Origin of the sequence: Azospirillum oleiclasticum (assembly GCF_013423485.1) — a bacterium.
In the GTDB taxonomy this organism is placed as follows: Bacteria; Pseudomonadota; Alphaproteobacteria; order Azospirillales; family Azospirillaceae; genus Azospirillum; species Azospirillum oleiclasticum.
The window spans coordinates 1-24,995 of the sequence record NZ_JABFFR010000044.1 but is presented as its reverse complement, the minus strand read 5'-3'; the positions used below and the strand labels follow the sequence as shown (position 1 = coordinate 24,995).

At 72.4% G+C, this 24,995-nt stretch carries 14 protein-coding genes; 4 read left to right on the top strand and 10 right to left on the bottom strand.

The window, feature by feature from the left end; translation table 11 throughout:
- The first annotated feature begins 16 nt into the window (after positions 1–16).
- From HL658_RS31445 to HL658_RS31435, 3 genes are read left to right on the top strand one after another with little or no spacing between them, the layout of a single operon-like run.
- Positions 17–862, top strand: a complete 846-nt coding sequence (locus HL658_RS31445) for an isocitrate lyase/PEP mutase family protein (protein WP_180285997.1) — start codon at positions 17–19, stop codon at positions 860–862.
- Positions 859–1,821: a zinc-dependent alcohol dehydrogenase family protein gene (locus HL658_RS31440; RefSeq protein WP_211109902.1), complete on the top strand. Its 963-nt coding sequence runs from the start codon at positions 859–861 to the stop codon at positions 1,819–1,821. The genes HL658_RS31445 and HL658_RS31440 overlap by 4 nt, the downstream gene beginning before the upstream one ends.
- A 42-nt stretch (positions 1,822–1,863) precedes the next feature.
- Positions 1,864–2,481 carry a glutathione S-transferase family protein gene (locus HL658_RS31435; RefSeq protein WP_180285996.1) on the top strand — a complete coding sequence of 206 codons (618 nt, stop codon included), beginning with the start codon at positions 1,864–1,866 and terminating at the stop codon, positions 2,479–2,481.
- 24 nt (positions 2,482–2,505) lie between these two features.
- Here the strand turns inward: HL658_RS31435 and HL658_RS31430 are convergent, their stop codons facing one another.
- The 10 genes from HL658_RS31430 to HL658_RS31385 all read right to left on the bottom strand — a co-directional run bounded on the left by HL658_RS31430 (position 2,506) and on the right by HL658_RS31385 (position 22,876).
- The gene (locus HL658_RS31430) at positions 2,506–2,919 is read right to left on the bottom strand and encodes a hypothetical protein (protein ID WP_180285995.1); all 414 of its coding nucleotides are present in this window, start codon (positions 2,917–2,919) and stop codon (positions 2,506–2,508) included.
- 114 nt (positions 2,920–3,033) lie between these two features.
- On the bottom strand, positions 3,034–4,482 hold the full coding sequence (locus HL658_RS31425; protein WP_180285994.1) for an L-lactate permease: 1,449 nt from the start codon (positions 4,480–4,482) through the stop codon (positions 3,034–3,036).
- Positions 4,483–4,591: 109 nt separating this feature from the next.
- Positions 4,592–6,598, bottom strand: coding sequence for an O-linked N-acetylglucosamine transferase, SPINDLY family protein (locus HL658_RS31420; RefSeq protein WP_180285993.1), 2,007 nt, complete (start codon positions 6,596–6,598; stop codon positions 4,592–4,594).
- Between the two features lie 27 nt (positions 6,599–6,625).
- Entirely contained in the window at positions 6,626–15,979 is a 9,354-nt protein-coding gene (locus HL658_RS31415) for a hypothetical protein (protein ID WP_180285992.1), read from the bottom strand.
- A 367-nt stretch (positions 15,980–16,346) separates the two neighbouring features.
- Positions 16,347–17,621, bottom strand: coding sequence for a TRAP transporter large permease (locus HL658_RS31410; protein ID WP_180285991.1), 1,275 nt, complete (start codon positions 17,619–17,621; stop codon positions 16,347–16,349).
- A 16-nt stretch (positions 17,622–17,637) separates the two neighbouring features.
- Positions 17,638–18,174: a TRAP transporter small permease gene (locus HL658_RS31405; protein ID WP_211109901.1), complete on the bottom strand. Its 537-nt coding sequence runs from the start codon at positions 18,172–18,174 to the stop codon at positions 17,638–17,640.
- Entirely contained in the window at positions 18,171–19,148 is a 978-nt protein-coding gene (locus HL658_RS31400; protein ID WP_180285990.1) for a TRAP transporter substrate-binding protein, read from the bottom strand. Before HL658_RS31400 ends, HL658_RS31405 begins: the two co-directional genes overlap by 4 nt.
- Before the next feature lie 208 nt (positions 19,149–19,356).
- The gene (locus tag HL658_RS31395; protein WP_180285988.1) at positions 19,357–20,193 is read right to left on the bottom strand and encodes a phosphogluconate dehydrogenase C-terminal domain-containing protein; all 837 of its coding nucleotides are present in this window, start codon (positions 20,191–20,193) and stop codon (positions 19,357–19,359) included.
- 35 nt (positions 20,194–20,228) lie between these two features.
- A complete protein-coding gene (locus tag HL658_RS31390) occupies positions 20,229–21,611 on the bottom strand; it encodes a four-carbon acid sugar kinase family protein (RefSeq protein ID WP_180285987.1) in 1,383 nt (460 codons plus the stop codon).
- Positions 21,608–22,876 carry a ribulose-bisphosphate carboxylase large subunit family protein gene (locus tag HL658_RS31385; RefSeq protein ID WP_180285986.1) on the bottom strand — a complete coding sequence of 423 codons (1,269 nt, stop codon included), beginning with the start codon at positions 22,874–22,876 and terminating at the stop codon, positions 21,608–21,610. Before HL658_RS31385 ends, HL658_RS31390 begins: the two co-directional genes overlap by 4 nt.
- A 575-nt stretch (positions 22,877–23,451) precedes the next feature.
- Between HL658_RS31385 and HL658_RS31380 the strand changes: the two genes are divergently transcribed.
- Positions 23,452–24,995 (top strand): carbohydrate-binding domain-containing protein (locus HL658_RS31380; protein WP_281378925.1); only part of this gene is annotated, 1,544 nt, incomplete at its 3' end.

Below are 24,995 nucleotides of genomic sequence, written 5' to 3'. Positions count from 1 at the left end.
GCTGCAAGGATCCGTCATGCACCAGCACACCAGCGCCCGCTCGAAGGGGGAGGCGTTCCGCGCCCTGCACGCCCGGCCACGCCCCTTCCTGGTGCCGAACCCGTGGGACGCCGGCACGGCGCGGATGCTCCGGGCGCTGGGCTTCGAGGCGCTGGCGACCACCAGCGCCGGGCTGGCCTTCTCCCTCGGCCGGCCGGACGGGCGGCGACGGGTGTCGCGGGCGGAGACCATCGCCCACGCCGCCGCCATCGCCACCGCCGTGGACATCCCGGTGACCGCCGATCTGGAGAACGGCTTCGGCGACCGTCCGGAGGAGGTCCGCGCCACCATCCTGCTGGCCGGGGAGGCGGGGCTTGCCGGCGGCTCCGTCGAGGACGCGACCGGGCTTCCGGAGCCCGCCGTTTACGACCACGGTCTGGCGGTGGAGCGCGTCGCCGCGGCGGCGGAGGCCGCGCGTTCGCTTCCCGGCCCCTTCACCCTGACGGCGCGGGCGGAGAATTTCATCGCCGGGCGGCCCGATCTCGACGACACGCTGCGGCGGCTGGAGGATTACGCCAGGGCCGGTGCCGACGTGCTCTACGCCCCCGGCCTGCCGGGCCTCGACGCCATCGCCGCCGTCTGCGCCCTCGGCAAGCCGGTCAACGTGCTGGTCGGCGGCGCCGGCTGTTTCCTTCCGGTGGACGCCCTGGCGGCGGTCGGCGTGCGCCGGGTCAGCGTCGGCGCCGCCCTCGCCCGCACCGCGCTCGGCGCCTTTCTGGAAGCGGCGCGCGAGCTGCGCGACCACGGCACCGCGGAACGGCTGCGTGGCGCCGCCACCGAAGACGCGATCACGGCGCTGCTGGAGACGGGAACCGCCGGATGACCGACGCCGCGCCCGCGGGCCTGCGCAACGACGCGCTCCTCTACCGCCGGTTCGGGCCGCCCGGGGAGGTGCTGGCGCTGGAGTCGCAGCCGCTCGGCCCGCCGGAGCCCGGCCGGGTCCGCGTCCGCATGATCGCGGCCCCCGTCAACCCCTCCGACCTGATTCCCGTCACCGGCGCCTACGGCCACCGGGTGCGGCCGCCGCTGGTCGCCGGCTACGAGGGCGTGGGGGCGGTGGTCGGGAGCGGTGGCGCGTTGGCCGAGGGGACGCGCGTGCTGCCGCTGCGCGGGCCGGGCACCTGGCAGCGCGTGGTGGACGCCGACCCGGCCTGGTTGGTGGCGGTGCCCGACGACATCCCGACGGAGTTGGCGGCGCGCGCCTACATCAACCCGCTCTCGGCCCAGCTGATGCTGGAGGCGTGGCCGGTGGCCGGCCGGCGGGTGCTGCTGACCGCGGCGGGGTCCGCCTGCGCAGGCCTGCTGGCGCTCTGGGCCTTCGCCGCCGGTGCCCGGTCGGTGACCGGCATCGTCCGCTCGGCGGCGCATGGCCCGGCGCTGGCCGCCCTTGGCGTGGAGCCGGTGACGATGGCCGACACCGCCGCCGTGACCGCCGCCGCGGCGCGGGCGGAGGTCGCCTTCGACGCGGTCGGCGGGCCGCTGGCGGAGGCGATCCTGGATGCCATGCCGCCGGGCGGGGATTTCGTGTCCTACGGGCTGTTGTCCGGGCAACCCTTCGCCGTGCCGGCGGTGCGGCCGGCGCTGCGGCGCTTCCACCTGCGCGACCGGCTGGCGACGGTGGCGCCGGAGACGTGGCAGGGCTGGTTCCGCACGCTCTGGCCCCGGCTGCGCCGCGCGCCGCTGCCGGGCGTCGCCACCGTGCCGCTGGCCGAGTGGCGGCGGGCTCTGGCACTGTTCCACACCGCCGGACGGCGGGACAAGCCGCTGCTGGTCATGGGCTGACTTCGGCCAACCAAGGCGGCCAACCACGGGAGATATGACGGGATGCGCCTGATCGGAATGCTGGATTCGCCCTATGTGCGGCGCGTCGCCGTGTCGATGGAGGTGATGGGCCTGCCCGTCACGCACGAGTCGGTGTCGGTCTTCCGTCACTTCGACAGCTTCGCCGCGATCAACCCGGTGGTGAAGGCGCCGAGCTTCGTCACCGACGATGGGGTGGTGCTGATGGATTCCACCTTGATCCTGGAGCATCTGGAACGGATGGTGCCGGAGGAGCGGCGGCTGTCGCTCGCCGGTCTCGCCGACCACGCCCGCGCCCAGCGCGTCGTCGGGCTGGCGCTGGCCGCCTGCGAGAAGGCGGTGCAGATGGTCTACGAGCGGGAGCTGCGACCGGAGGAGAAGCGCCACCAGCCCTGGATGGACCGCGTGCGGGGCCAGCTCCTCACCGCCTTCCGGCTGCTGGAGGCGGAGCTGGGCACGGGCGACGCGTGGCTGTTCGGTGACCGTCCGCTGCAGGCCGACATCACCACCGCGGTGGTCTGGCATTTCACCCAGGAGCTTCTGCCCGGCGTGGTTCCGTTGGCGGATCACCCGGCGCTCGCCGCCTTCTCCGCACGTGCCGAGGCGACGGTGGCCTTCACCGCCTGGCCGCACGACGGCTGAGCGCAGGGCGGGTGAGCAGCGCCCTCAGATCCAGCCGGCCAGCCACGCGGCGACCGCCGCCAGCGCCGGCAGCGCGAGCAGCCCGGCGGCGAGAAGACCGCGGCGGCGGCGGGTGCCGCGGCTCTGCACGGCGCGCTGGGCGGCGAGCAGGCGGCGCTGCTCCGGGCCGAGGAAGGCGCCCTGGTCCAGCTCCGGCGAGCTGTTGACGACACCGCGCCGGCCGCGCGGCGTGGGCGGCGGCGGAAGCTGGTGCGGACGGAGCGGCCGCCCGGACGCCGGCGGCAAGCCGTAGGGCCGCGAGTCCGCTCCGTCCGCGGTCCCCTCCTCCGCCGCACTGGCCATCGCGAGCGCCGCCGCCTGCGTGGTCCTGCGCGCCGGCGCGGTCTGCCGCTGCGGTACGCCGCGGCGCCGCTTCCTGCCTCGTGTCCTGCTTGCCATCGCCTGCCGGGGTCCGTGCTCGAAACCGATGTTCCTGGGGACACGAGTCATACAGGGCGGGGGCGGCGCTGTCAGCCCTGGACGGTCAGTATACCCCGCGCGGAGTTGCCGCGTTCAGGCCGCGAAGCGGGCCACCGCCACCACCGCGAGCAGGACCAGCACCGCGGCGACACCGATCGGCAGGGACGCCCGGTAGACCGCCCCCTCCGCCCGCGCCAGCCCCAGGAGGCTGGCCGCCATGACGATGCGGCCGGGGTTCAGCATGGTCCACAGGCTGCCCGACACGGCTTGCAGGGCGGCGACCAGCAGCGGCGGCACGCCGCTGCCGGCGGCAAGGTTCAACTGGATGGTCATCATCAGCGCGTTGCCGGCGGTGTTCGATCCGGTCAGCATCCCCACCGCCGCCCCGAACAGCGGGGTCGCCAGCACGGCGAAGGGACCGGCGAGTTCGCGCCACGCCGCCCCGAACAGTGCCGCACCGCCGGAGGCGGCCATGCAGACGGCGAGCACGATGAAGACCAGCGTCGTCGCCATCGGCATCAGGGCGGCGCGCAACGCCCCCGTGACGACTCCTCCCGCGGCACCCGGCGGCAGCCTGACCAGAAGCGCCATCGCCAGCAGCACCAGCCAGCTCGACGGGTGGCGCAGGACGGGCAGCGGGGCGAGCCCGTCGAAGGGGTCGAGCACCAGCCACGACGCGGTCCAGCCCGACAGCGGCGGCAGCAACCGTGTCGCCATCAGCCCGCCGACCAGCAGCGCGTAGGGCCACAGCCGCCCGGCGAGTCGCGGCAGGGCGGCCGGATCGCGCAGCCGGCGCGGCCCCTCCAGCAGCAGAAGCAGCAGCCCGGTGGACAGTCCGCCGCCCAGCTCCGGCGCGACGAACCGGTTGGTGGCCCAGATCAGCCCGCCCAGCGCCAGCACCAGCAGCAGATCGCGCAGTCGGTCGGCGGGGCGCGACGCGATGCCCGACCGGTGGATCAGCCACCAGAAGACCGGCAGCACACCCGGCAGCACCACCAGCATCAGCAGCGCCGAGGTGCTGCCGAGATCGGCGAAGGTCACGCCCACCAGCTCCGCCCCCACCCGCGTGCCCACCCCCATGGCGCCCCAGGGCACCAGGATCTGGCTGAACAGGCCGAGAGCGGCGGCGCGCACCGGCGGCAGGTCGAGCGGGCGCAGCATGGCGAGCGCCACCACCAGCCCGATGCCGAAGCCGGTGACCGATTCGGCGAAGGGTCCGACCAGGAAGCAGGCGGTGACGGCGGTGCGGCGCCGGTCCTCCACGCCCGCCGCCGCCTCGGCCGCCACCGGGCGCGCCTCGTAGGCGCGGTGGAACAGCAGGCCGGCGGCGATGATCGACATGGCATGCCACGCCAGCCACACCCCCTCCGCCGCCTTCCGCGCCACCACGGCGACGGCGGTCCCGGCGTCCGGCTGCACGGCGGCGAGCGTCGCCATCGCCAGCAGCATGCCGACCGAGCCGGCCCCCAGCAGGCTGACGCGCCGCGACGCCAGCAGAAGGATGGTGCCGGCGAGCGGAAGGGCGTGGAAGGCCAGGGCCATGATCGGATACCGCCGCGGACAGGGAACGTGTGCGGCACACTGGTATATCAGTTCTGGCGATCCCGCTCCGCGAAACGCACCGGTCTGGGTTGCGGCAGTCGCGCGCGGCCTACCCCCACAGCCGTCGGTCGGCCGGCACCGGGCGCCAGGCGTGGCGGCGGGCGAGGCGGTCGCGCCACCAGCCGCGGAGGTCCGGGATGGCCGTCGCCTCCACCGCGTCGTGGTCGTGGGTCATCCCGGTTTCCAGATAGACGTCGAGGTTGGCGAGGTCCGGCACCGGCAGCCGCCCCTGGCGGCAGTCGTCCCACATCGCCTCGAACAGATCCTCCAGCCGGCGGACGAGGCCGGGCGTGTCGAAAAGCGCGCAGCTCTCGCGCCTTGCCGCCAGCCGTTCCCGGTAGCGCGCGGTGCGCGCCCGGTCGCGGCCGAGTGCGACGGCGCGGTCCACATACTCCCCCGGCGTGGCGCAGACCAGTTCGGGCAGACCGGCGGCGCGCAGCAGGCTGCCGCAGACCCGCGACGCGAAGGAGCGGCCGCTCAGCGTCAGCATCGGCACCCCCATCCACAGCGCGTCCGACGCGGTGGTGTGCGCGCCGTAGGGCATGGTGTCGAGGAACAGGTCGGCCAGCGGATAGCGGGCGAGGTGGCGGGCGTTCGCCATCTTCTCCGCGAAGACCAGCCGCTCCGCCGCGATGCCGCGCGCCGTCGCGAGATCGCGCAGCCGCGCCTCCGCCCCCGGTGCGCCCGACAGCAGCCACAGCACGCTGCCCGGCACCCGCTCCAGCACGGTCAGCCAGCGCTCGGCGGTGAAGCGGGTGATCTTGTGCAGGCCGTTGAAGCAGCAGAAGACCATGGCGTCGTCGGGCAGCCCCATCTCCGCCCGTGTCGGGCGGTCGGCGGCGACCGTGCGCTGGCGGTCGTTGGGCTGGTAGCAGGGCAGCCGCAGCACCGTCTCCGAGTAGAAGATCTCGTCGTCGGGCGGGATGATCCAGTCGTCGGCAATGATGTAGTGGTGGTAGGGGCTGCCCATGGTGCCGGGGTAGCCCAGCCAGTTGACGATCACCGGGGCCGGGCGCAGCGCCACCAGCTTCGTCCGCCCGTCGCGGGTGTAGCCGTTGAGGTCGACCAGGATCTGGATGCCGTCGTCGGCGATGCGCCGCGCCGCCGCCGCGTCGTCCAGGTCGCCGATGTCGAGCCAGTGGTCGACCGTGCCCTTGATGCGCTCCTGCAAGGCCCCGCCCAGCCGCGGGCCGCAGTAATAGGCGTACACCTCCACCCGGCCGCGGTCGTGCAGCCCGAAGACCTCCGCCGTCAGGTAGCCGACCGCGTGGTCGCGCAGGTCCGACGACAGGTAGCCGACGCGCAGCGGACCCCCGCCCTGCCCCTCCAGCGCCGCCCAGTGGGAGGTGACCAGCCCCGGCCCCGGCGCGCCGACATCGCGCAAATTGTAGTTCCAGGCGGCGGCCAGATGCAGCATCGGGTCGTCGGCCCAGGCGGCCATGGAGAGCGGCGACATGCCGGCGACCAGCGCCTCGCGCCCCACCCGGTCCCACGGGCGCACCACCGGCCATTCGCACTGCCGCTGGCGCAGCGCGACATAGTGCTGGAGCACCTCGCGCTGGTTGCGGTCGAGGTCGAGCGACTGGTGCAGCATGGCCTCGGCCGGCTCGTCCTGATGGCTTTCCTCCAGCACGCGGGCGAGCTGGTTGAGGGCGGTGGTCTTGTGGGCCACGGCGCTGCCGGTGACTGGGGCGAGGCGGTTGAGAAGGTCCGTCCAGCGCATCACCGCGTCCGCCGGCGATCCCAGACGCTCCAGCACATGGCCGAGGTTGATGTGGGCCGACAGGAAGTCGGGGTTGAGGGCGATGGCCCGCTCCAGCCCGGCCCGCGCCTCCTCCAGCCGGCCGGTGGCGGAGAGGATGACGCACTGGTTGAACAGCACCGCGTAGAGCAGCGGGTTGTCGGCGTTGTGCGCCACCCACGCCGCGTAGAGCGGCAACGCCGCCGCCGGGCCGCCGGCCGCGGCCGCCGCCTCCGCCGCATGGATCAGGTCCATGACGCTGAGGTCGCGCTCCTCCGCCCGCCGGATCGCCGCTGCCAGGATGTCGCCGTTCATGAAGGGTCCCTTGCCGTGCTACGCGCCTCAGGCCACCGCGGCACCCAGCGCCGCCTGCTGCTCGGCGGTCATCCAGCCGATCTGGGTGGTGGTGAAGGCGTCGATCTGCGCCGCCGTCAGCGCCAGGATCTGGCTGGCGGTCAGCGCGTTGATGGTGGTCTGCGCCAGCCGGGCGATGGTGGTGGTGGTCAGCCCGCCCATCTGCACCGCGCTCAACTGGCCGATGGCGGTGGTCGACATCTGCGCCAGCTGCGGCACGGTCAGCGCCCCCACCTGGGTGGCGCTCAGGGTGGCGAACTGGGTCGCGCCGAGGGCTTCCAGGCTGGTCACCGACAGGTTGGCGATCTGGGTGGTGCTGAGCGCGGCGATCTGGGCGTTGGTGAGCGCCCCCACCTGCTCGGTGCCAAGTGCCCGCAGCGGCACCCGGCCGATGGCGTTGAGCTGTGCGCCGGTCAGCGCCCGGATCTGGGTGGTGGTCAGGCCCGCCACCATGGTGGTGGTGAGGGATTCGAGCTGGGTGGACGCCAGCCCGGCGAGCTGGGTGGTGGTCAGCGCCGCCGTCTGGGCCGCGCTCAGCCCCTCCAGCCCGGTGACGGAGATGGCGCCGACCTGGGCGGGGCTCCAGGCGGCGAGCTGGGTGGTGGTCAGCGCCGACAGGTTGGCGGCGGTCAGCCCGCCGATGCCGGCCGCCGACAGGGCGCCGATCTGGGTGGTGGTCAGCGCCGCGAACTGGGTGGCCGTAAGCGCCGCCGCCCCGGTCGCCGTCAGCCCGGCGATCTGGCCGGTGGTCAGCGCCGCGATCTCCGCCGTGGTCAGGCCGGCGACCTGGGTCGAGGACAGGGCGGCGATCTGCGCGGTGGTCAGGCTCTGCAATTGGGCGGTCGTGAGCGCGCCGATCTGCGTCGCGGTCAGGCCGCGGATGCCGGTGGTGGAGAGCGAGGCCACCTGGGCGGTGGACAGCGCCCCGATCTGCGCCGCGGTGAGCGCCGCCATGCCGTCGGTGGACAGGCCACGGAGCTGGGTGGAGGCCAGCGCCGACACCGCGGCGGTGGACAGCCCGGCGATCTGCGCGGGCGTCAGCCCGCCCATCTGCGTCTCCGTCAGGCCGCGGAGCTGGGTGGCGGTGAAGGCCGCGAGCTGCGCCGCCGTCAGCGCGTCCACCGCGGTGCTGTCGAGCGCGCCCACCTGCGCGGCCGACAGGCCGCGGAGTTGCGTGGTGGTCAGCGCCGCCACCTGCGTGTCGGTCAAGCCGCCGAGGCCGCTGGCGGACAGCCAGCCGAGCTGGGTCGAGGTGAGGCGGTCGAGCTGCGTGGTGGTGAGCGCCGCAACCCCGGTCTCCCGCAGCCCATTGACTTGCGCCGCGGTCAGCACCGCCAGCGCGGAGGTCGACAGCCCGGCCGCCTGGGTCGCCGTCAGCGCCCCCATCTGCGCCGGGGTCAGACCGCGGAGCTGGGTGGAGGTCAGGCTGGCGAGCTGGGTGGTGGTCAGGCCGGCGACCGCCGTGGTGGACAGGCCGGCGACCTGCGTCGCGGCGAGGCTGGCGAGCTGGGTCGGGGCCAGCGCCGCCGCCTGGGTCGCCGTCAGCCCGCCGAGCTGCGCCGGGGTGAGGGCCGCGAGCTGGGTCGCGGTCAGGCTGCCGAGCTGCGTCGCCCCCATCGCCGCGATGCCGGTGGCGGCGAGCGCCGCGAGCTGCGAGGTGGCGAGCGCCGCCAGCTCATCCGCCGTCAGCCCGCCGACCTGGGCGGTGGTCAGCGCCGCGATCTGCATGGGCAGCAGGCCGCGGAGCTGGGTGCCGTCGAGCGCCGCGATCTGCGTCTGCGACAGCCCGCCGATGGCCGATGTCGACAGCCCGCTGAGCTGGGCCGGGGTCATCCGCTGCAGCAGGGTGGTGGACAGATCCGCCACCTGCGTTTCCGTCAGGCCGCCGAACTGCGCCGGCGTCAACATGGCGAGCGTGGTGGTCGGCAGCCCTTCGAGCTGGGCGCCGGTCAGCGCCCCCATCTGGGCGGGCGTCAGGCTGCGCAGCTGCGCCAGGCTGAGGCCGGCGAGCTGGGTGGTGGTCAGGCTGTCCACCTGGTCGGCGGACAGGCTGGCGATCCGGGTGTTGGACAGGCCGGCGAGCTGGGTGGCGCTCAGCGTCACCGTCTGCTCGTCGGTGAGGCCGCCCAGCGCCGTCGCCGACAGGGCGCCGATCTGCGTCGCCGCCAGCCCGGCCAGTTGGGTGGTGGTGAGCGCCGCCATGGAATCGGCGGTCAGCCCGCCCATCTGCGTGGTGGTGAAGGCGGCGAACTGGGTGGCGGACAGGCCGCGCAGCGCCGCCGCCGACAGAGCCCCCATCTGGCCCGCCGTCAGCCCGCGCAGCTGGCTGGTGGTGAGCGCCGCCGCCTGGGTGGTGGTCAGCGCGCCGACCGCCGTGCCCGACAGCCCGGCGAGCTGGGTGGAGGCCAGCGACGCGAGCTGCGTGGCGGCCAGCTCCTGAACCTGCGGGCCGCTCAGGCCGCCGAGCTGGGTGGCGGTGAGGGCGGCGAGGTCGGTGGTGTCGAGGGCGGCCAGCTGCTCGCTGGACAGCGCGTGCATCTGGCCCGCGGTCAGCCCGCGCCACTGCCCGGTGGTCAGCGTCGCGAGCTGGGTGGTGGTCAGGCCGGCGAGACCGTCGGTCGACAGGCCGCCGAGCTGGGTACCGGTGAGCACCGCGAGCTGCGTCGGCGCCAGCGCCGCCACCTGGGCCGAGCCCAGCCCGCCCACGGCCGCCGCCGACAGCGACGCCATCTGCGCGGTGGTCAATCCGGCAAGCTGGGTGGCGCTCAGCGCGGCGATGTGGGTCGGGCGCAGCCCGCCGAGCTGGGATGTCGTCAGGGAGCCGATGCCGGACGCCAGCAGCCCGCCGACCTGGGTGGTGGTCAGCGCGCCGATCTGGGCGGGGGTGAGGGCGGCGAGCTGGGTGGCGGTCAGCGCCGCCATCTGGGTGGCGGTCAGCCCGGCCACCCCCTCGTCCGACAGGGCGGCCATCTGCGCCGACGACAGCACCGCGAGCTGGGCCGGGGTGAGCGCCTCCACCTGCGTGGTGGTGACGGCGCCGAGCTGGTGGGCGCCGAGCGCCGCGATCTGCGACGTGCCGAGGGACGCCAGCTGCGACGGGTCGAGCGCGCCGACCTGGGTCGCGGTGAGGCCGCGGAGCTGGGTGGAGGTCAGGGCGGTCAGCGCCGTTGTGGGCAGCGCCACCATCTGCGCCGCCGTCAACCCGCCGAGCTGGGTGGAGGTGAGCGCCGCGAACTGCGTCGCGGTGAGCACGCCGCCGAGCTGCGCCTCCGACAGGCCGCGCATGGCGGTGGCGGACAGCGCCGCCAGCTGGGTGGTGGCGAGGGCACCCAGCTGCGTGGCCGTCAGCGCGCCGACCGCGTCGGACCCCAGCCCGGCCATCTGCTGCACGCTCAGCGCGCCGAGCTGGGTGGTCGACAGCCCGCCGACACCGTCCACCGTCAGCCCGCCGAGCTGGGTCGCGGTCAGCGCCCGGAGCTGGGTGGTGCTCAGGGCGGCCATCTGGGTGCCGGTCAGCCCGTCCACCGAGGTCGCGGCGATCGCCGCGACCTGCGTCGGGGCGAGGCTGTCGAGCTGCGTGGTGGACAGAGCGGCGACCGCGGTCTGGGTCAGCCCCGCCATCTGCGGCGAGCCGAAGGCGTCGAGCTGGGTGGTGGTGAGAGCGGCGATGCCGTCGGCCGGCAGGGCGGCGACCTGCGCCGCGCTCAAGGCCCGGATCTGGGTGGCGGTCAGCCGCGCCACGCCGGTGCTGTCGAGCGCGCCGATCTGCGTGGTGGTCAGGCCGGCGACCTGCGTCGCGGTCAGGGCCGCCGCCTGCGTCGCGTCGAGGGCGGCGAGCTGGCTGCCGGAAAGTCCGTGCAGCGCCGTCACCGACAGGGCGGCCAGCTGGGTGGTCGCCAGGGCGGCCAGCTGCGTGTCGCCCAGCGCCGCCGCCTGCGCCGCCGTCAGCCCGGCCATCTGGGTGGCGGCGAGGGCGGCCAGCGTGGTGGTGGTGAGGCCGGCGATCTGGGTGGTGCTCAGCGCGCCGATCTGGGTGGCGCTCAAGGCGCGGATCTGGGTCTGCGTCAGACCGGCCATCTGCTCACCCGTCAGGCCGCCGATGCCGGTCGCGGACAGGGCGGCCAGCTGCGTCGCCGCCAGCGCCCCCAGCTGGGTGGGCGTCAGCCCGCCGACCATGCCGTCGGCCAGCCCGCGCAGCTGCGTGGTGGTGAGGGACGCGACCGCGGTCGTCGTCAGCGCGCCGAGCTGGGCGGCGTCGAGCGCGCCGAGCTGCGCCGCCGTCAGCCCGCGCACCTGTGTGGTGGTCAGCGCGGCGATGGCGGTCGTCGCCAGCCCGCCGATCTGGCTGGTGCCGAGCGCGGCGAGCTGGGTCGGGGCGAGTGCCGCCACCTGGTCGGTGGTGAGACCGGAGAGCTGCCACGCCGACAGGCCGGCCATGGCCGGCGCGTTCAGCGCCGCGATGTGGGTCGGCGCCAGCGCCGCGATCTGCTCGGCGCTCAGACTCGCGAGCCCGGACGCGTTCAGGCCGCTCGCCTGGGTGGTGGTGAGCGCCGCGATCTGGGTGGTCGACAGGGCGGCGACCGCCAGCGGCGACAGGCCGGCGACCTGGGCGTTGTTCAGCCCCTGGAGCTGGGTGGTGGTCAGCCCCGCCAGCTGCTCGCCCGACATTCCCCGCATCGCCGCGGGCGCCAGCGCGCCGAGCTGGGACGAGCTCATGGCCGCGAGCTGGGCGGTACTCAGCGCCTCGATCCCGGTCGGCGACAGCCAGCGGAACTGCAGCGTCGGCATCGCCGCGATCTGGGTGGTGCTCAGCCCGGCGACGGTGTCGGCGGACAGCGCCGGCACCTGGGTGACGGTCAGCGCGTTCACCTGGGTGGTGGTCAGCGCCGCCCACTGGGTGGGGGCGAGCGCTTCGAGCTGGGCCGGGGTGAGGGCCGCCACCTGGGTCGATGTGAGGCCGGCGACCTGCGTGGTGGTCAGCGAGCGGAGCTGCTCCTCCGTCAGGCCGCGGATCGCCGTGGCGCTCCACTGCGTCATCCGCGTCGGCGTCAGCCCGGCGAGCTGGGTGGTGGTCAGGGCGCCCAACTGGCCGGGGCTCAGCGCCGCGAACTGGGTGGTGGAGAAGGCGTCGAGCTGCGCCGGGGTCAGCGCCGCCATCTGGGTGGCGTTCAGTCCCGCCATCTGGTTGGCGGTGAAGGCGGCGAGCTGGGTGGTGGTCAGCGCCGCCACCTGGGTGGCGGTGAAACCACCGATGCCGGCGGCGGTGAACTGCTGGATCTGGGCGGTCGACAGCGCCCCCACCTGGGTGGTGGACAGGCTGGAGACCGCGGTCGTGGTGAGGGTGCGGAGCTGCGCCACCGTCAGCCCGGCGACCGACGTGGTGGTCAGGGACTGGAGCCGGGTGGTGTCGAGCGCCGAGAGCTGCGCACCGGTGAGCGCGCGCAGAAGCGTCGAGGCGAGGGCGCCCACCTGCCCGGCGGTCAACCCCGCCAGCTCGTCGGCGCCCAGCGCCGCCGCCTGGGTGGTGGTCAGGCTGTTGAGCTGGGTGGTGGACAACGCGGCCACCTGCCCGCTCGACAGACCGGTCAGCGCCTTGGTGCCGAGTGCGGCGACCTGCGTCGTGACGAAGGCGCCGAGCTGCGTGGTGCTCAGCGCCCCCAGGGCCGTGGCGCTGAAAGCCGCCACCTGGTCCCCGCCCAGCGCCGCGATCTGGGTCGCCGCCAGGCCGCCGAGGGCGGTGGTGGACAGGGCCGCCAGCTGGGTGGTGGTCAGGCTGCGGATCTGGGTCGTGGTCAGCGCCGCCACCTGGTCGGCGGTCAGGCCATCGACCGCGCCAGCGGCCAGCGCCGCCGTCTGGATCGGCGTCAGCGCCGCAAGCTGGGTGGATGTCAGCGCCGCGATGCCGCTGTCCGCCAGTCCGGCGAGCTGCGCCGTGCCGAGGACCGCCAGCTGGGTGGCGGTCAGGGACGCCACGCCGGTGGTGGACAGGGCCCGCATCTGGGTCGCGGTCAGCGCCTTGACCTGGGAGGTGGTGAGCCCGGCCACCGCCGTCGGCGTCAGTCCGCCGAGCTGCGTGGCCGTCAGCGCGGCGATCTGGGTGGGCGCCAACGCGTTCCACGTGGTGGAGGAGAGCCCGTCGAGCTGCGTGGCCGTCAGGCCGGTGACGGCGTTCGCCGACAGCGCGGTCACCGTCGTCGCGGGCAGCCCGTCGAGCTGGGTGGCGGTCAGCTGCGACAGCTGGCTGGCGGTGAGGCCACGGACCTGCGCCGTGCTCAACGCCGCCAGGGTGGTGGCGGTCAGCCCGCCGATCTGGGTGGCGGTCAGGCCGGCGACCTGGGTCGGTGCCAGCGCCGCGAACTGGGTGGCCGCCAGCCCCTCGATCCGCGTCGCCGTCAGCCCGCCGATGCCCGATGCCGACAGCGCCGCGAACTGCAGGGTGGACAGCGCCGCGAGCTGGGTGTCGGTCAGCGCCGCGACGACGGTGGAGGACAGGCCGCGCATCTGCGTGGTGCTGAGCGCCGCCAGATCCGTCGGAGTCAGCCCCTGGACCTGCGCCACATACATGGCGGCGAACTGCGCCGCGGTCAGGCTGCGGGTCTGGGAATCGCTCAGGCTGGAGAGCTGGGTGGTCGTCAGGCTGTCCACCGTGTCGGCGCTGAGCGCCGCCACCTGCTGGGTGGTCAGGCCGGCAAGCTGGGTGGTGGTCAGCACCTCCACCTGCGCGTCGGTCAGCCCCTTGATGGCTGTGGTGGTGAAGCCGCGAATCTGGTCCGCGCCGAGGGCCGCCACCTGGGTGGTGGTCAGCGCCGCCACGGCGGTCGCGCCAAGCCCGGAAAGCTGGGTGGTGTTGAGCGCGGCGATTTGGCTGGTGGTCAACGCGCCCAACGCGTCGTAGCCCAGCGCCGCCCACTGCGTCGAGGGCAAGCTGCGGATCTGGGTGGTGGTCAGCCCGCCGATCTGCTCCGCGGTCAGGCTCCCCGCCTGCGGCGCGCTCAACGCGGCGAGCTGGGTCCCGGTGAGCCCGCCGAGCTGGGTGGTGGTGAGCGCGCGGAGCGCTCCCGCCGTCAGGCCCCGCAGCTGAGTCGCGTTCAACCGGCCAAGCTGGGTCGGGGAGAAGCCGGTGACCGACGCCGCCGAGAAGGCCCCCATCTGCGCGGCTGGCAGCGCCTCGATCTGCGTCAGGGTCAGCGCGGCGACGTGCGTCTCCCCCAGACCCCGGATCCCGGCCGCGGAAAGACCGGCGATCTGCGCGGAGGTCAGCGCCGCCACTTGGTCGGTGCCGAGCGCCGCGATCTGCTGGGCACCGAGCATGCGCGCGTTCGCCGGCGCCAGGCTCCGGATTTGGGTCGTGCTGAGCGCGCCGATCTGCTCCGGCGTGATCGCCGCCACCTGGGCGGTGGTGAATCCGCCGATCTGCGCCGGGCTGAGCCGCGCGATCATCGTCGTCGACAGACCGGCGATCTGACCCGGAGTCAGGCTGGCGATGTGCGCGGACTGAAGGGCCGAGAACTGGGTGGTGTCCAGCGCGTCGAGAACGGCGGTGTTGAGTCCGCGCATCTGCGTCGCGGTCAGTGCCGCCACCTGGGTGGTGGACAGGACGGCGAGCTGGTCGGTGGCGAGCGCCGAAATCCCGGCGGCGTTCAGCGCACGGAACTGGGTGACGCTCAACCGGGTCAGCAGCGTCGTATCCATGGAGGCGATCTGCGCGGGAGCCAGGGCCGCGATCTGGGTCGAGGTGACGGCTGCAAGCTGCGACGGCCTCAGCGCCGCCAGACTGGCCGGGCCGAAGCCCCTGATCTGCGTGGCCGTGAGCGCGCTGATCTGGGCCGCCGTCAGGCCGGCGACCTGCGTGACAGTGAGCGCCCCCATGTGGGTCTCGGACAGGCCGACGATGGCCGTGCTGGTCACCGCCGCGATCTGCGTCGCCGACAACGCCGCCAGCTGCTCTGGGCTCATCGCCTGCAACTTGACGGCCGTAAGGCCGCTGGCCTGGGTGATCGAGAGCGCCCCCACCTGGGTCGGTGTCAGTCCCTCGAACTGCGGCGTCGTCAGGTTCGCGATCTGCGTGGCGGTCAGGGCGGCGAACTGGGAGGCCGACAGCGCCTGCAGGGAGGCGGTGGTGAGCCCGCGCACCGCCGCGGTGGACAGCGCTTTGATCTGAGTCGTTGCCAACGCGCCGAGCTGGTCGGCGTTCAGGACTTCGAGCTGGCTTGCCGCCAGGCCGGTGGTCTGCGCGGCTGTCAGACTGGCGAGCTGGGTGGCGGACAGGGCGCCGACCTGATCGAGGGTCAGGGAGCCGACCTGCGTGGGCGCCAGCCCGCGGAGCTGGGTGGTGGTCAGATCGTCGATGTCGGCGACCGACAGATTGCGGATCTGGGTCTGGTTCATCGCCGCGATCTGTGCCGCGGTCAACCCGGAAAGCTGCGCCACGCTCATCGCGGCGATGTCGGTGATGCTCAACCCGCGGATGCTGGTCGTGCTCATCCCCGCGATCTGTTGGGAACTGAGGACCGCGAGCTGCGAGTCCGTCAGGGACATGATCCCCGTCACCGTGAGGCCGGCGATCTGCGTGGGGGCCAGTGCGACGATCGATGTCGTCGGCAGTGCCGCGATCTGGCCGGGCGTGAGGACCGCCATCTGCGTCGCGCGAAGCCCGGAGAGCTGCGTCACCGTGAGTTCCGCCATTTTGGCGGGCGAAATGCCGGCGAAATGCGCGGTCGGAAAGACCGCGATCTGCGTCGGCGACCAGGCGGAGAACTGGGTGGTGGTCAGCGCCACCAGTTGGGTCGGGGTTATCCCGCTGATCTGGGTCGCCTTCAACGCGGCGAGGGACTCGGTACCCAGAGCGGCGAACCGTGCCGGGGCCAGCGCGCCGATGTGCCCCGATGACAGCCCGGCGAGCTGGGTGGTCGTCAAGAGCCCGATCTGCGTCGTCGTCAGTCCGCGCATCTGGGTGGCGTTGAGCACCGCGAGCTGCGAGGAGGACAACATGGCGAACTGCGCGTCGGTCAGTTCGCCCAGGTCGGTCGCGGTCAGGCCCTTCAACTGCGCCGTGGTCAGCGCGGCGATCGCCTCCACGTCGATGGCGTCCTGCTGGGCGTCGAGCAGCACCGAGAGCTGCTGGCCGCTGAACTTCATCTGTGCGGGCGTCAGCGACGCGATCTGCGTCGTCGTCAGGCCCCGCATGGCCGTGGTGCTCAGCGCCGCGAGCTGCGTGCCGCTCAGCACCTCCATCTGCACCAGGCTGAAGGCGCCGACGTCGGTCGGCGTCAGAGCGCGCATCGCCGTCGTGGTGAGCCGGGCGACCTGTTCGGTGGTGAGCGAGGTGACGAAGGAACTCACGGCAGCGCAACTCCATCCGTCACCGGTCGCAGGGGACCGGCGGGGACCTGGGCCGGAACCGTCATGCGTACAGGGACGTGTCCTGTACCCCGGCACCCGCCCCTGCGCAAGGGTGCCCCACGACGCTGGATCATGCGGCGCGCGGCTTTGGCGCCCGGTGCATCAATCCGTCCCGCTTTGCGTCCGGAATGGTTCTCTCGTGCCGTCCGGCCGGGCGGTCACGACCGCGACACACCCCGCCTCGACCATGCAAGGGTCGTGGAACTGGGTTAACCGGAGGTAAATTCGCGCGGAAATGGAAAAGGCCGCCCGTCATGCGACGGGCGGCCTTCCATGGCGGCCAGCACCTTGGCGGTGCAGCCGCGGCTCACTGCTTGGCGCTGTAGGGCAGCCAGGTGGCGACCGACGGCACGAAGATGATCAGCACCACAACGGCGGTCAGCGCCAGGATGAAGGGCAGGGCCGCCCGGCTGCCCTGCACCAGGTTGGCCCGCGCGATGCCGCAGGTGACGAACAGGCTGGCCCCCACCGGCGGGGTGATCAGGCCGATGGCCAGCCCGATGATGGTGACGATGCCGAACTGCACGGGGTCGATGCCCAGCTTCTGGGTCAGCGGCCACAGCACCGGCACCAGGATGATGATGTTGGCGCCGAGGTCGAGCAGCATGCCGGCCACGAAATACACGCACAGGATCAGCAGCAGCACCATGTGCGGCTCGGTGGTCAGGTTCATGATCAGCTCGGCCGCCGCCTGCGGCAACTGTTCGCGGGTGACGATCAGGCCGTAGAGGGAGGCGGCGGCGATCATCAGCATGACCATGCCGGTGGTGACCATCGATTCCAGCACGATCGCCGGCAACTGCCGCACCGTGATGGTGCGGTAGACGAACATGCCGACCACCAGCCCGTAGGCCACCGCCACCACCGCCGCCTCGGTCGGGGTGGCGATGCCGTAACGGATGCTGCCGATGATGACGACCGGCATAAACAGGCCCCAGACGCTGGCCCGCGTCGCCTTGGCGATGCTGGAGAAGGTTGGCCGCGGTCCCTTCTGGTAGCCGCGCCGCACCGCCAGCGCCCAGGCGGTCACCATCAGCGCCAGCGCCATCAGGATGCCGGGGATCACCCCGGCGATGAACAGGTCGGCCACCGACACGCCGGTGACCACCGCGAAGATGATCATCGGGATGGACGGCGGGATCACCACCGACAGGGTGGAGGCGGCGGCCGTGACCGCCGCGGTGAAGGGGGCGTCGTAGCCGCGCTTCAGCATCGGCGGGATCAGCGCGCCGCCGGTGGACGCCGCCTCCGCCACCGCGGAGCCGGTCATGCCGCCCATCAGCGTGCCGGCCGCGATGTTGGCCTGCGCCAGCCCGCCGCGCAGCCAGCCGACCACCGAATCGGCGAAATCGATGATGTCGCGCGCGATGCCGCTGCGCGCCATCAGGTGGCCGGACAGCAGGAACATCGGCACCGCCAGCAGGACGAAGCTGTCCATTGCCGCGGTCATCTTCTGCACCAGCAGCCCCAGCGGCAGCCCGCCCCAGAGGATCGCCAGCAGCGACGCGATGCCCAGGCTGAAGGACACCGGAACGTTGATCAGCAGGAGGACGAAGAAGCTGACGAGCAGCACGGTCGCCATGGCCCGGGCTCTCCCCTTACGGTTCAGCGCGGCGCAGCACGCCGGCCCAGGTCATCAGGATGTCGCCGCCGATCAGCAGCGCCATGACGTTGTAGCCGCCATAGACGTAGGCCATCGGGATCTCCAGGATCGCCGAGGGCTGGTCCAGCGTCAGGCCGAGCAGGCGGAAGTTGGAGTAGAAGGTGTAGGCGGCGAAGGCCAGCACCAGGAACTCCACCAGCCGCGTGCAGGCGCGGGTCAGCGCCGGCCGGTTCAGGTAGGTGACCGCATCGAGCGCGATGTGCGCCCGATGCTTCCAGGCCAGCCAGCCCGACAGATAGCCGATCCACACGAAGGTGTAGCGCGCCAGTTCCTCGGACCAGGTGAGCGGATCGTTGAACACGTAGCGCCAGAACACCTGCGCCAGGCTCACGACCACCATGACGGTCACGAGCGCGATCAGCAGGGTCTTCGCCAGCAGCTCGACCCCGCCCCAGAGCCGGGCGACGGAGACGGGGCTGCCGCCCCGTCCGGCCGCGCCCGGCACCTCACCCGGTCGCGAGGACACGCTCACTTGCCGGCGTCCCGGATGGCGGCCAGCATCGCCGGGTCGATGTTCTTGGCGGTCTCGGCGACCTTGGCGGTGGCGTTGCGGAAGGCGGTGGTGTCGACCTTGGACACGGTCATGCCGTGCGCCCGCAGCTTCTCCATCTGCTCGGCCTCGAGCCGGGCCGACTGCTCACGCTGGTAGGTGGTGGACTCCGCGGCGGCCTGCTGGATCGCGGTCTTGGCGTCGGCCGGCAGCGTGTCCCACTTCATCTTGCTGAACATCACCACGTGCGGGCCGTAGACGTGGCCGGTCAGGGTGACGTTCTTCTGCACCTCCCACAGGGAGTTGGTGTAGATGATGGTGATCGGGTTCTCCTGCGCGTCGATCACCTTCTGGCCCAGGCTGGTGAACACCTCGCCCCAGGCCATCGGGATCGGGGAGGCGCCGAGCTCCTTGAAGGCGGCGATGTGCACCGGGTTCTGCATGGTGCGCAGCTTCATGCCCTTCAGATCGTCGGGGCTTGCCACCGGCTTGTTGGTGGTCAGGTGCCGCCAGCCGTTCTCCCACCAGGCGAGGCCCACGATGCCCTTCGGCTCGAGCTTGGCGAGCAGGCTCTTGCCGACCTCGCCGTCCAGCACCTTGTAGACATGCGCGCTGTCCTTGAACAGGAAGGGCAGGTCGATCACCCCGATCTGCGGCGCGAAGGCCAGCAGCGGGCCGGTGGAGATCACCGCCATGTCGACCGAGCCGAGCTGCAGCCCCTCGACCATCTCCCGTTCCTCGCCGAGCTGGCGGTCGGGGTAGATCTGGACCTTCACCTTGCCGTTGGTCTTGGCCGCCACGAGCTCCTGGAACTTCACGAGGCCGAGGTGGCTGGGGTGCGCGGTCTGGGTGCCGTGGCCGGCGCGGATGACGATCTCGTCGGCCGCCTGGGCGATGCCGGCACCGGCCAGCGCCGACAGCAGCAGGCCGGAAAGCAGGGAAAGGGTGCGCTTCATGACGTGGTTTCCTCCGGGGGTGTTTGTTTGGTGGGGTTTTCGAGACGGGCCCCCACCCAACCCTCCCCCACTTCTCGCGCAAGCGAAGCTTGCGCTGACAGCGTCAGGCGAAGCTGCGCTTCGCCGAGAGCTGGGCGGGGGAGGGCTTTTTCTTCCCCCTCCCCCGTCGAAGATGGGGGAGGGTCGGGGTGGGGGCCGGACGCGGAAACTACGCGCAGATCTCCTTGACCGACTTCAGCACGGACTCCTTGTCGAAGACGCGCTCCAGCCAGCCCTCGCGGAAGATCTCGGGCTTCGCCTGGGCGATGGCGTGCAGGGCGCCGTCGGAGAAGCGGCCCTCCGGGAAGACGTTGAAGGCGATCGCCAGCTCGATGGTCAGGTGGCCCATCATGAAGTCCATCGCGGCCTGATGCGGCACGCCGCGGCGGGCGGCCTCGTCCACCGCGTCGCGCATGGCGAGCGCGAGCGTGGCGCCGACCGTCTCCGACAGGGCCGGCTCCAGGATGGCGAGCTGCTCGACGGTGACGCGGTGCGAGCGCATGACCGGCTTGTAGATGGTCCGCGCGATCTCCTCGCACAGCGTGTAGTGCTCGTCCGGCCCCTGCATCAGGGCGCAGACGATGTGCTGCTTGGCCGCGATGCCGCCGAAATAGTCGGTCTTGGCCGCCGGCTCGACCTCGTCGTTGAAGATCGGCGGGTGGCAGGGGTGGGTGACGAAGTAGGTGACGTCGTCGCGCTTCGGCAGCTCGCCGGCGTGCGGGGCGGCGGCGTCGAGCATGATGATGGCGGTGCCCGGCCGGATCTTCTCGATGAAGGAGTGGGCGATCTTGCCGATCAGGCGGTCGGGGACCGCCATCAGCACCACGTCGGCACCGGCCAGTGCGGTGTCGCGGTCGACGCAGTCCGCCCCCGTGGCCGCCTTCAGGCGGGCCTGGCCCTCCGGCGAAATCTCGACGTGGTCCACCTCGAAGCGCGACCCCATGAGGTTGGTGGCGAGGCGAACGCCCATCTTCCCACCGGCGCCGAGCAGAGCGATCTTGGTCATGTCCTGTCCCTGGTTTGCGTGTCTTGCGATGTGTGTCAGGCCGGCCGTCCGCCGCGGCGGACGGCGGTGAAGAAGTCCGGCGCGCCCATCTGGCCGCCCTTCAGGGCGATCTCCAGATCGGCGTGGGCCGGGTCGTCGGAATGGGCGCGGCAGAGCGGCGAGCCCGGCGCCACCGGCGCCAGCGCCGTCAGCGCGTGGATGCCGAGCGTCATGGCCGCGTGGCCCGAGGTGTCACCGCCGGCGATCGCCGCGCGGGTGACGCCGCCGTCGCGCATCACACGGTCGAGCAGCCGGCCGAGCCCGGCGCCGATGCGGTCGTTGACCGTCTCCGCCGGCTGGCCGCTGGTCCGGACCGCCTCGCGCATGGCGGCCACGGCGGGGTCGTCGGGGCCGGCGGCGGAATAGACCAGCGGGTCCCTGCCCTCCCCCAGAGCGGCCAGCGCCGCGTCGGCCGCGCGGCCGAGTTCGCGGTCCCACGCCGCCGCGTCCACCGCCAATGCGGCGTCGACGCGGATGGCGGCGAAGCCGTTCTCCGCGGCGTGGCGGATCTGGCCCGCCGTGACCGGCGAGCAGGAGCCGGACACCGCGGCGATGCGGGCGGCGGGCTCGGCGACGAAGCTTCCGGCCGGCGGTTCGGCCAGGGCGCCCGTGCGGCGCCAGTGCGCCACCAGCGCGTATTCGACCCCCTGCGAGCCGAGGGCGAACAGCCGTTGTCCCCGGTTCTCCCAGATCAGGCGCCCGGCCTCGGCCAGCGTCTCCTCGTCCACCACGTCCAGCGCGACGATCTCCGCCCCCTCCGCACGGACGGTGGCGAGCGCGTCGCCGCCCTGCCCCGCCTTCATCGACACCAGATCGACCAGCCCGAAGCGGCGGTCGGTCTGGCGGGCGAGGTGTTTGCACACGTCCGCCTCGTCCATCGGCGTCACCGGGTGGCGGGCCATGGTCGGGTGGCGGTCGAGCCGGTGGCGGCGCCCGTCGGCGGCCACCGCGAACAGGTTGCCGAAGGCCTGGAAGCGGGCGATGCCGGGGGCCGCCACCACCAGCGGCGTCCAGTCGCCGCCCAGCACGGGGATGGCGAGGTCGGCGGCGCGGCCGATGGAGCCGACATGCGGCGCGCTGTCGAGCGTCGAGCAGATCTTGTAGTGGGTGACCGACGCCCCGAGATCCGCCAGCGCCCGGTAGACGGGCGGCAGGTTCTCGTCCATCCAGGCCGGGCTCTGCGAGCGCGCCACACCGGCGATGCCGATGCCGCTGTAGCCCACGAAGCGCGCCAGCTGCTCCGGCGTCGGCACGTCGAGGAACAGCACCGTCGGCAGCCCGGCGAAGGTCATCACCTCCATGACCGAGGCGGAGCCGGTGTAGTCGTCGCCGTAGAAGGCGACGAGCAGCCCCGGTGGAAGGGTGTCGGGCGTGCTCATCCGCCGTAGGTCTCCAGCGCGCGGGCGAGCGCGGGCCGGCTGCTGGCGTAGTCGGCCAACGGCACCCCCTCCATCGCCGCCTCCCAGCTCTGGCGCAGGCTCATGAGGCCGGCGGCGGGGCCGTCCGGGTGCGCCATGATGCCGCCGCCCGCCGCGAAGATCAGGTCGGCCGAACCGAGTGCGGCGTAGGTGGCTGGCGGCTGCTTGGCCGACTGGCCGGAGGAGAAGACCGGCATGGCGATGCAGGGCTTGTCCGCGAACATCGGGGTCAGGCAGGCCTTGGCCGAGGCGATCACGCTGTCGTCGGGCTCGCAGAACTTGTTCTGCAACCCGTTGACGTGCATGTGGTCGGCGCCGGCGAGACGCCACAGCTTCTGCCACGCCACATAGGACCAGCCGAGCGACGGCTCGCGCGACAGGTAGCCCCAACCGTTGCGGTGGGCGTGGATGGGAAGCTGCGTGAAGCGCCCCAGCTCGATCATGCCGACAAGCCCGACCGAATTGAGGCTCGCCATCACGCAGGTGCCGCCGAGCCCGAGCACGAGGTCGTGGCGGCGGCGCATCTCGTCCAGGTCGCCGGTGATGTTGAAGGCGAACATCACCTTCTTGCCGGTGCGGTCGGCGTGGCGGTTGACGACCGCCATCACCGCGCGGACTCGCGCCTCGAACGGGCAGTGCGGGCCGTCGGCCTGGAGCTCGTCGTCCTTGATGAAGTCGATGCCGGCCTCGGCCAGCGTGTCCACCAGCGCCGCCGTCGCCTCCGGCCCCATGCCGACGCTGGGCTTCACGATGGTGCCGATCACCGGCCGCCCCTCGACCCCGGTCAGCCGCCGCGTGCCCGCGATCCCGAACTTCGGCCCGCCATAGGCATTCGCGAACTCCGCGGGCAGGCCGATGTCGATCAGCCGCATGCCGCTGAAGGCGCGCAGCTCGTAGAGGTTTCCGGCCACCGTCGCCACCAGGTTCGGCAGCGAGGTGCCGAAATTCTCCAGCGACCAGGACAGCACCACCTCCGCCCGGCGGTAGACCGGGTTGGGGCCGGCGCCCTTGGGCAGGCCGGCGCCGGGCAGCGACGGGGCCGCCACCGTGTCCAGCTCGGTCAGGCGCTCGATGCGGGCGCCGCAGCGCTCGCGCAGCTCGTCGGTCTCGCCCGGCAGCCGGACGAAGGTGCCGGTCGACTGCTCGCCGGCCATGGATTCGGCCGCGTCCTGCAACGGGTAGGCGGTCTCGATGCGGTAGGTTGCGGTGACGCGCGACGCGGTCATCGGTCCTCTCAAGGCGCGGGTATGACGGTGACGGCGCCGGAGAGGCGCCGCGGAACACGGATGGCGGTGCGGAGGGTGGCGCCGGCTTGGCGTCGCGCCCCGTTTCGCCCCTCAGTGTGGGCTGATTATGTAGTCATCATACCAGTTGGCGCCGGGAGCGCAACTGAATCTTTCGAACGCTGATTGTCCAGCCCGGTGACGGTTCGATCAAGGCCTAACTGGTATGCTGAGCGGGCCAGCGACGGGGTGCGGGCATTGAAAAACCGCCGCCCGCGTGGTCGCCATGCCCTTCGTGGCCGCCGTGCTTACCGACCGCGAAGGAACCGAAGGTGCCGACCACGCTGCGCCATGCCATGACCGCCCCCATCCGATGGTCCGATTCCCAACGGATATGGTACCGGCGGGTACGGGCTTCGAGCGCCCGATGGATGCGGCACGCCGGCCACAGCGAAGGGGGGAAACGGGATCCCGGATCTTGTCACAGCGCAGCCGGCATTTGCCTAAAATGCGAAATATCTTGTTAACCCGATCGGCCGACCCTTTGCCTACCAACGTCGCAGAGGGATACCACCGACATGGCTACCACCACGGACCTCGCCGAGGTGACTTTCGTCGTCAACGCCTGGGGACAGGCCGCCGGCGGCATCTGGCCGACCTTCACGGTCCGGCTCGACGGTGTCGATATCGGGACGGCGACGGCCGCAACGGCCAACCAGTCGCGTTACAGCTTCACCGCCAAGGTGGCGCCGGATCAGGCGCACAAGCTCCAGGTCATCTACACCAACGACGGCACCGTCAACGGGGTGGGCCGCGACCTCTACGTGAAGTCGATCGAGGTCGCCGGCAAGACCATGACGCCCACCGCCAGCGGCGTGACCTACGACCGTTTCGAGCTGGACGGCAAGGACGTGATCGCCGGGCAGGAGGGCATGTGGTGGGACGGGGCGCTGAATTTCGGCCTGCCCGCCACCTGGTTCCCGGCCCCGGTATCGACCACGCCCCCGCCCCCGCCCGCCCCGGTCACCACCTCCACGACCATCACCGTCAACGCCTCGGCCGATATGGCGAAAGGTGTCGGCGCCCACTTCAAGCTGATGGTCGACGGCAAGGTCATCGGCGAGGCGACCGCCACCACCACCGCCAAGGCCTACAGCTTCACCACCAACCTGACGGCCGAACAGGCCCACAAGGTGCAGATCCAGTACGACAACGATTATTACGCCAACGGCGAGGGGCGGAACCTCTACGTCAAGTCGGTGGCGATCAACGGCAAGTCCTTCGACGTGACCGGCAGCGGCGCCAGCTTCGACCGCGGGGCGCTGGACGGCAAGGACGTGCTGGCCGGCACCGGCAACCTGTACTGGAACGGCACGCTGACGCTGGACGCCGGCAAGGATTACTTCCCCGCCACCACCACCCCGCCCTCCCCGCCCGCCGGGACCAAGCCGGTGACCATCACGGTCGATGCCTCGGCCGACATGGCGAAGGGCGTCGGCGCCCACTTCAAGCTGATGGTGGACGGCACGGTGATCGGCGACGCCACCGCCACCACCGGCGCCAAGACCTACAGCTTCACCGCCAACCTGACGCCCGACCAGGCGCACAAGGTGCAGATCCAGTACGACAACGATTACTACGCCAACGGCGAGGGGCGGAACCTCTACGTCAAGGGGGTGACCATCGGCGGCAAGTCCTTCGACGTCACCGGCACCGGCGCCAGCTTCGACCGCGGGGCGCTGGACGGCAAGGACGTGCTGGCCGGCACCGGGAACCTGTATTGGGACGGCACGCTGGTCCTGAACGCCGGCAAGGAGTATTTCCCCGGCTCCACCACCCCGCCGCCGGCCCCGACCCCGCCGATGGTGTCGGTCAACGACCTGTCGCTGACCGAGCCCGGCACCACCATCGTCAAGGGCGGCATCGCCGACGGTTACCTGCACACCGAGGGCAACCAGATCGTCGACAGCAGCGGCAAGGCGGTGAAGCTGACCGGCGTCAACTGGTTCGGCGGCGAGGGCTACGCCTTCGTGCCGAACGGTCTGTGGGCCGACAGCTACCAGGGCCACATGGACAAGATGATGGCCCAGGGCTTCAACCTGATCCGCCTGCCCTACTCCGA

Bases quoted from the DNA above. Each gene is read 5' to 3' on its own strand.
- HL658_RS31445 (WP_180285997.1), top strand. From the start codon at position 17: ATGCACCAGCACACCAGCGCCCGCTCGAAGGGGGAGGCGTTCCGCGCC.
- HL658_RS31440 (WP_211109902.1), top strand. From the start codon at position 859: ATGACCGACGCCGCGCCCGCGGGCCTGCGCAACGACGCGCTCCTCTAC.
- HL658_RS31435 (WP_180285996.1), top strand. From the start codon at position 1,864: ATGCGCCTGATCGGAATGCTGGATTCGCCCTATGTGCGGCGCGTCGCC.
- HL658_RS31430 (WP_180285995.1), bottom strand. From the start codon at position 2,919: ATGGCAAGCAGGACACGAGGCAGGAAGCGGCGCCGCGGCGTACCGCAG.
- HL658_RS31425 (WP_180285994.1), bottom strand. From the start codon at position 4,482: ATGGCCCTGGCCTTCCACGCCCTTCCGCTCGCCGGCACCATCCTTCTG.
- HL658_RS31420 (WP_180285993.1), bottom strand. From the start codon at position 6,598: ATGAACGGCGACATCCTGGCAGCGGCGATCCGGCGGGCGGAGGAGCGC.
- HL658_RS31410 (WP_180285991.1), bottom strand. From the start codon at position 17,621: ATGGCGACCGTGCTGCTCGTCAGCTTCTTCGTCCTCCTGCTGATCAAC.
- HL658_RS31400 (WP_180285990.1), bottom strand. From the start codon at position 19,148: ATGAAGCGCACCCTTTCCCTGCTTTCCGGCCTGCTGCTGTCGGCGCTG.
- HL658_RS31395 (WP_180285988.1), bottom strand. From the start codon at position 20,193: ATGACCAAGATCGCTCTGCTCGGCGCCGGTGGGAAGATGGGCGTTCGC.
- HL658_RS31390 (WP_180285987.1), bottom strand. From the start codon at position 21,611: ATGAGCACGCCCGACACCCTTCCACCGGGGCTGCTCGTCGCCTTCTAC.
- HL658_RS31385 (WP_180285986.1), bottom strand. From the start codon at position 22,876: ATGACCGCGTCGCGCGTCACCGCAACCTACCGCATCGAGACCGCCTAC.